Raw genomic sequence first — 7,240 nt, forward strand, 5'->3', positions numbered from 1 at the left:
TCGCGTGCGGCTCAGATGCCGTAGGCGACTTTGCCGGTGTTGCTCTTCTTGAGGTTGCGAAAGCGCGCCATCGCCCAGAGCGGGAAGAACTTCGGGTAGCCGTGGTAGCGCAGGTAGAACACCCGCGGGAAACCGGTCGCCGTGTAGCGCTCTTCCGACCAGAAGCCATCCGCCCCTTGCGTCCGTGACAGGAAGTTGATGCCACGGGCGACCGCCGGGTCATCGACTTCGCCCGCCGCCATCAGCGCGAGCAACGCCCAGGCCGTCTGGGAGGCGGTGGATTTGCCGGGCTCGAATTCGGGATTGATCTTGTAGCTCAGCGCGTCCTCGCCCCAGCCGCCATCCGGGTTCTGGATGCGGATCAGCCAGGCTGCGGCCTTCTTGACCTGCGGATGGCTCCGATCGACGCCTGCCGCGTTCAGCGCGCAGAGCACCGACCAGGTGCCGTAGATGAAGTTCATGCCCCAGCGGCCGTACCAGCTGCCGTCGGTCTCCTGATCGTTGAGCAGGTAGGTCACGCCGCGATCGAGCGCCCGGCTCGTCTCGCGGGTCTCGCCGAGCTGGGAGAGCATCGAAACGACACGCGCGGTCACGTCCGCCGTCGGTGGGTCGAGCAGCGCGCCGTGATCCGAGAACGGGATGTGGTTCAGGTAGTGATGATTGTTGTCGGCATCGAAGGCCGCCCAACCGCCATCTGCGCTCTGTAGGCCCTCGACCCATTCGCGGGCGCGGGCGATCGAGGCCGAATAGTCGGGCATGTCGCTGACGAGTCCGTGCTGGCGCATGGCGCGATCCATCGCCATCACCACCACGGCAGTGTCGTCGAGATCCGGATAGTGCGGGTTCGCGTACTGGAAGGCCCAGCCGCCGGGGCGCACGTCGGGCTTGGCTGCTGCCCAGTCGCCCTTGATGTCGAGCACCTGGAGGGGCTTCAGCCAGTCGAGCCCGTCCCTCGCCGTGGCCTCGGCCTGCGCGCCACCGGCTTCGAGCAGGGCGTGGCCAGACAGGGCCGTATCCCAGACCGGCGAGACGCAGGGCTGGACATAGGCCTCGTCCTCCTTCTCGACGACGAGCTTCTCGATGGCCTCGCAGGCGATCTTCACCTGCGGATGGTCCTTCGGATAGCCGAGCACGTCGTACATCAGCACCGAGTTGACCATGGCGGGGTAGATCGCGCCGAGGCCGTCCTCGCCGTTGAGGCGTTCGCTGACCCAGGCCACGGCCTTGTCGATGGCGCGCTGGCGCGGCGTCTTTGGGAAGTAGTCCTGGGTCTTCTGCAGCACGCGATCGATGGCGCCGAAGATTGGCGTCCACGGCCAGGCGGCATGGGGCGAACCCGGCCAGTGGCGCACGGAGGCCGGCGGTGTCACGAAGAGTTCCTGCACACCAATTCCACGGGGGTTCTTCGCCAGCGGCTTCTTCGCCTGCAGGACGAACAGCGGCACCATCACGGTGCGGGCCCAGTAGGAGACCTTGTCGAGGTGGAACGGGAACCACTTCGGCAGGTGCATGATCTCGACGGGCATAACCGGCACCGCCGTCCAAGGTACCTCGCCGTAGAGCGCGAGCATGAACCGGGTGAAGACGTTGGCATTACTGGCGCCGCCGCGGCTGAGGATTGCCGCGCGCGCCTTGCGCATGTGCGGAGCCTCGATGTCGTCGCCAACCATCTTGAGCGCAAAATACGCCTTCACGCTTGCGCTCATGTCAAAGGCGCCGTCATGCACAAGCGACCAGCCGCCATGTTGCGGCGACTGGGTGCGGCGCAGATAGGCTCCGATCTTCTGCTCCAGGCCGGGCCGGACTTCGGTATCGCGGAACTGGTGGAACAGGATGTACTCGGAGGGGATGGTCGCATCGGCTTCGAGCTCGAAGCAGATATGGCCGTCACTCTGAGACAGGTTCGACAGGGCGCGGGTCGCGGCCTGGATGCCACGCTCGACCGTTTCGAGCGACACGTCCTGCGTCCGTGCGCGCTGCAGCGATTCGACCTTCGAGTCGATCCTGTCGACAGCAGCCTCTCGCATCGATCCGGTCTCCGAAGTCCTCATGCTCGTCGTCATGCGTCAAGCAGCCCCAACGTGCCTGTGTCCGATCGCACGCGCCGAAACGGACAAGCTTGTCCGACCATTAAGCGCGAGCACGGCATTTTTTCCCGAGCGGATCGCACCCTCGATGGTCGAGGGCAGTCCGGTCGCCGTCCAATCGCCAGCCAGCACGAGATTGTCGTAAGTGGTCGCCGGACCAGGACGACGCGCAGCCTCAGCGGGCGTCGCCGCGAAGGTCGCTCGCTTCTCCTTGACGATCTGCCAGCTAGGCAATTCCCGTGCAAGTCCGTGCAGATCCGCGATCTCGCGCCAGATCTGGCGGGCGAGATCTTCGCGGGGCACGTCGAGCAGATGATCCGCGCCGCTGATCGTCACCGAGAAGCGGTCGGGATATGCGAAGAGCCATTCGGTCAAGCCGCCGACGATGCCGAGCAGAAGCGGGCTGCCGGGCGGCGGCACGGCCACGAAATGCGCGTTGACGATCGAACGGTGATCCTGCGGCGTGGGCAGGCCGGGCATGAGATCGGCGGCGACCCAGGGCGGCACGGCCAACACCACGGCATCGCCCGGGCCGATCTCAGTCGGCTCGTCGGTGAAGTCGAGGCGGGTGATGTGGCCGCCGCGCATTTCCAGACCGCGCAGGCGCCGGCCGAAACGGATCTCGGCGCCGCGCCGCGAGAGATAGGAGAGCGCCGGGTCGACGAAGGCTGTCGAGAGGCCGTCCACGGCAACCAGCGGGCGGCAGGCCTGGCCGCCGGCGCCGAGGGTCTCGCGCAGGATCGTCGCGGCGAGGCCAACATCGCTTTCGCGTGGGTCGGTGTTGAGAGCGGCAAGCAGGACAGGGTGCCAAAGTCGCTCATAGAGCAGACCTTCGCAGGCAATCGTCTCGCCGATCGTGCCGGCCTGTCCGGGTTTCTTGCCGGAGGCAGCGAGCATTAGTGTCAAAGGGGCGAGGTAGTCCCGCGGCCGGCTGCCCGGCACGCGACGCGAGGAGGCGAGCACCCACCAGGGCAGGCGTCCGGCATTGGGTCGCAGCGTCCAGCGCTCGCCATTGCGTAGATCCGCGAAATCGAAGGTGGCCTCGTCCGGACCCTGCAGGGCGTTGGCCGGCGCGCCGATGGTCTTCAGGAAGGCGAGGGCCGAACGGTTGCCCGACAGCAGCAGGTGGTTGCCGTTGTCGATGGTCAGGCCGAGGGACGGGTCGAAATACGAGCGGCAGCGGCCGCCGGCATGCTTGGCCGCCTCGTGCAGCACCACGCGCCGGCCGCCCTCGGCGAGACCGACCGCAGCCGCGAGGCCGGCGAGCCCGGCGCCGACGACGTGAACGGTGCCGCCCATCAGACGATCCCGTGCCTCAGGGCGACGGCGAGGAGCGCCAGCTTGCCCGGCTTCACGCGCTCGCGCGGCGCGGCCCAGCCGCGCTTGATCACCGCTTCGAGATAGAGACGGTAGGCGGCCGCCATCAGCCGCGCGGCCTTGGTCGGCGCCCGCGGATTGCGGCGGATGATTTCCCAGGTGGCGCGATAATGCGCCTCGGCCTCGGCCGCGACGCCTGCGCAGACCTCGGCGAGCCGGGGATGGGCGAGCGCGCTTTGGGGCGTCGGATCCTGCAGGCCGACGGCCTGGAATTTCTCCAGCGGCAGGTAGAGCCGACCGCGTTCGGCATCCTCGTCAATGTCGCGCAGGATGTTGGTCAGCTGGAGCGCCCTGCCCTGGTGCCAGGCGAGCTTGATGCCGTCCTCCTCCGCCATGCCGAAGATCCGCACGGAGAGCCGGCCGACGGCGCTGGCGACGCGATCGCAATAGAGGTCGAGCTTGTCCTCGCTCGGGGCAACGATGTCCTCGACGGCATCCATCGCCATGCCGTCGATGACGTCCTGGAAGTCCTGGCGCTTCAGGCCGTACTGCTTGACCGGGCTGACGAGCGGCTGCACGCGAGCGGGCGGCTTGCCGGCATAGAGCGCATCGATATCCGCGCGCCAACGGTCGAGTTCGGCCGCCCGAACCTCGCGGGCACCCCCATCGTCGGCAACGTCGTCCACGGCGCGGCAGAAGGCATAGACGGCATACATTGCGTCCCGCCGCTCAGCCGGCAGAAGCCGCATCGCCGTATAGAACGACGAGCCGGCAGCCGGTAGGTTTTGGGCGTCGCTGCCCGGTGCGTCGACGGAGTTCGCGGTGGCGCTCATCGTCTGGCCTCCACCGTGGTCATACCGTTGGATTTGCTGCGGAATGGCCTGCGGACCAACGTCGAAACGATGCCGCCGAGTGCGGTCATCGCAAAGCCGGTCTTGCTGTGGTGTACCTTCTGCGAGAGCGGGTCGCGCGTCAGCAGCCCGCGCGTCAACACGACAGCGAGACGGTGGATCGCCGCGATCTCGAGACTGAGCCGGAGGTCGTCGATCAGGCCCGGCAGCGGAGCGCCCTCCTCCAGCAGGTCGAGCGTGCGCTGCGCCAGCTCGCGGATCGCCGCGAGGAGCTGCGGCGAGGCGGTGGCCGCACCGAGCATCGCGACGTCCGCCCCGTGCTTCCGCAGGGTCTCCTCGGGGAGATAGACGCGGTCGAGATTGCGAAAATCCTTGCCGCAATCCTGGAGGTGGTTGAGCACCTGCAGCGCCGCGCAGATCGCGTCCGAGGTCTTCCAGACCCGCGCCGGGTCCTCGCCGTGGATGTCGAGCACGAAGCGTCCGACCGGCATGGCCGAGTAGCGGCAGTAATGGATCAACTCGTCCCAGTCGGCGTAGCGGTTCTTCCGCGCGTCCATGCGGAAGGCGTCGAGGAGTTCGAGCGCGTGGGTGGGTTGCTGATTGTGTACCGCCAACTCGCGCTTGAGCGGCTCGGCCTCCGGATCGGACGGTCCCTCGCCGGTCAGCGAATCCGCGAGCGCGTCAAGCATCGCGATTTTTTGCTCGGGCGACAGCTCGGCATGGTCGGCAATGTCGTCGCCGGCACGGACGTAATTGTAGAAGGCCAGGATCGCCCCGCGATACCGCGGATGGATCAGGTGGGACGCGACGGGAAAGTTCTCGTCCTTGTGGCCCTTGCCCGAGCGCGTCTCGGTGGCCGTGGTCGGGGCGGCGCTCATCGCGAGCCCTTCATGTAGCCGGCCTGCCGGAACCACTCGATCGCGCCTGACAGGCCCTCGCGATAGGGACGAGAGGTGTAGCCGAGCTCGGCCCGCGCCTTCGCGTCCGAGAAGAACATCTTGTACTTCGACATGCGCACGCCATCGATCGTGGCGAGCGGCGCCTTGCCGGTCACCCGCGCGACCTGCTCGGAGATGAAGGCGATCGGGTAGATCACGGCGTAGGGCAGTTTCGTGATCGGGGGCTTGCGGCCGACCATGCCGGCGATGTCGGCGAGCATCTGCGCGAGCATCACGTCCTCGCCGCCGAGGATGTAGCGCTCGCCGACGCGGCCCTTGTTCAGCGCCAGCAGATGGCCTGCGGCAATGTCGTCGACATGGGCGAGGTTGAGGCCGGTATCGACGAACGCCGGGATTTTTCCTTGCGCCGCATCGAGGATGATCCGGCCTGTCGGTGTCGGCTTGACGTCACGCGGGCCGATTGGGGTCGACGGGTTGACGATGACGGCGGGCAGGCCCTCGCGGTCGACCATCTCCTCGACCACACGCTCGGCCACGACCTTGCTGCGCTTGTAGGCGCCGATGGCGGTCTCGGGTGTCAGCGGCCGGGTCTCATCGGCGGGCGTGCCGTCGAGATGCGGTTTGATGGTGGCGACGCTCGACGTATAGACGACCCGCTCGACACCGGCCTTCAGCGCCTCCTCCATCAGGATGCGCGTGCCGTCGCGATTGGTGCGAACGATCTCTTCCATGTCCGGCGCCCAGAGCCGGTAATCGGCCGCGGCGTGGATCAGGTAGCGCTGGCCGCGCATCGCCGAGGTCACGGCGGTGCGGTCGCGCATGTCGGCCTCAACGATCTCGACGTCGGACCAGGTCAGGTTGGTTCGGGGCGAGGAGGCGCGCACCGTGATGCGTACCCGGAATCCGGCCGCGCGAAACACGTCGACGAGGGCGGCCCCGAGGAAGCCGCTGGCGCCGGTGATCAGCACGGGCCCCCGTTCGAATGGGCCGCTTGAGGTCGGCTCTGTCATGTCTCTCGCGTCGACCATGAGGAAAACGCCCGGACCGAGCCGATCCAGGCGTTCACGAAGCGCGGGGCGCTTGTCTCACCGATAATGCGGCGCAGCAAGCTTAGGCGAGGCGCAGGTGGCCTGCGCGGCTGTCCTGTTGTGGCAGTGCGCCCTTCACCGTTGCGATGATGCCCTCGGCATCGAGGCCGGCCTGGGCGTACATCTTCTCGGGCTTGTCGTGATCCTGGAAGCTGTCGGGCAGCGTCATGGTGCGGACCCGGACATTGCCCGCATCGAGCGCGCCCTTGGCCGACAGGAGATGCAGCACCATCGCCCCGAAGCCGCCGGTCGAGCCCTCCTCGACCGTCACCAGAACCTCGTGAGATTGGGCCAGATCGAGGATCAGGTCCTCGTCGAGCGGCTTGGCGAAGCGCGCATCCGCCACGGTGACGGCGATGCCGGCCTTCTCCAGTTCCTCGGCCGCCTTCAGCGCTTCCGCCAGACGCGTGCCGAGGGTCAGCAGGGCGACGCGGGCATTGGCGGGACGACGGATCACCCGGCCGCGGCCGATGGCCAGGACCTCGCCCTGCTCCGGCAGCTCGATGCCGACACCCTCGCCACGCGGATAGCGCAGCGCGATCGGGCCGGTATCGTGCGCGTGGCAGGTCGCCACCATGTGCACGAGCTCGGCCTCGTCGGCGGCCGCCATCACCACGAAGTTCGGCAGGCAGCAGAGATAGGCGAGATCGAAGGCACCGGCATGGGTGGCGCCGTCCGCGCCCACCAGTCCGGCGCGGTCCATGGCGAAGCGGACCGGCAGGTTCTGGATCGCCACGTCGTGCACGACCTGGTCGTAGCCGCGCTGCAGGAAGGTCGAGTAGATCGCCACGAACGGCTTGTAGCCCTCGGTGGCGAGACCCGCGGCAAACGTCACCGCATGCTGCTCGGCGATGCCGACGTCGAAGGTCTTGTCCGGGTGCGCCTTGCCGAACAGGTCGATGCCGGTGCCGCCGGGCATCGCCGCGGTGATCGCCACCACCTTCGGATCGCTATCGGCCGCCTTGATCAGGCTCTGGCCGAAGACCGCCGTATAGCTC

6 protein-coding genes are annotated in these 7,240 nt (G+C 67.6%); all 6 read right to left on the reverse strand.

The genetic code is table 11. The annotated features are described in order from the left end of the window. Positions 1 to 11: 11 nt before the first annotated feature. Positions 12 to 2,027, reverse strand: a complete 2,016-nt coding sequence (gene shc, locus HCU64_RS22715) for a squalene--hopene cyclase (RefSeq protein WP_233386577.1) — start codon at positions 2,025 to 2,027, stop codon at positions 12 to 14. 39 nt (positions 2,028 to 2,066) lie between these two features. Next, entirely contained in the window at positions 2,067 to 3,386 is a 1,320-nt protein-coding gene (gene hpnE, locus HCU64_RS22720) for a hydroxysqualene dehydroxylase HpnE (protein WP_233386578.1), read from the reverse strand. After that, positions 3,386 to 4,237 carry a presqualene diphosphate synthase HpnD gene (gene hpnD / locus HCU64_RS22725; RefSeq protein WP_233386579.1) on the reverse strand — a complete coding sequence of 284 codons (852 nt, stop codon included), beginning with the start codon at positions 4,235 to 4,237 and terminating at the stop codon, positions 3,386 to 3,388. The genes hpnE and hpnD overlap by 1 nt, the downstream gene beginning before the upstream one ends. Beyond that, entirely contained in the window at positions 4,234 to 5,133 is a 900-nt protein-coding gene (hpnC, locus tag HCU64_RS22730) for a squalene synthase HpnC (RefSeq protein WP_233386580.1), read from the reverse strand. The genes hpnD and hpnC overlap by 4 nt, the downstream gene beginning before the upstream one ends. Further along, complete coding sequence (gene hpnA, locus HCU64_RS22735; protein WP_233386581.1) at positions 5,130 to 6,164, reverse strand: hopanoid-associated sugar epimerase; 1,035 nt, start codon at positions 6,162 to 6,164, stop codon at positions 5,130 to 5,132. The genes hpnC and hpnA overlap by 4 nt, the downstream gene beginning before the upstream one ends. Positions 6,165 to 6,264: 100 nt before the next feature. Beyond that, positions 6,265 to 7,240, reverse strand: a 976-nt coding sequence (locus tag HCU64_RS22740) for a transketolase C-terminal domain-containing protein (RefSeq protein WP_325170013.1), incomplete at its 5' end; no start/stop codon positions are given.

The organism is Methylobacterium sp. C25 (genome assembly GCF_021352225.1).
In the GTDB taxonomy this organism is placed as follows: domain Bacteria; phylum Pseudomonadota; class Alphaproteobacteria; order Rhizobiales; family Beijerinckiaceae; genus Methylobacterium.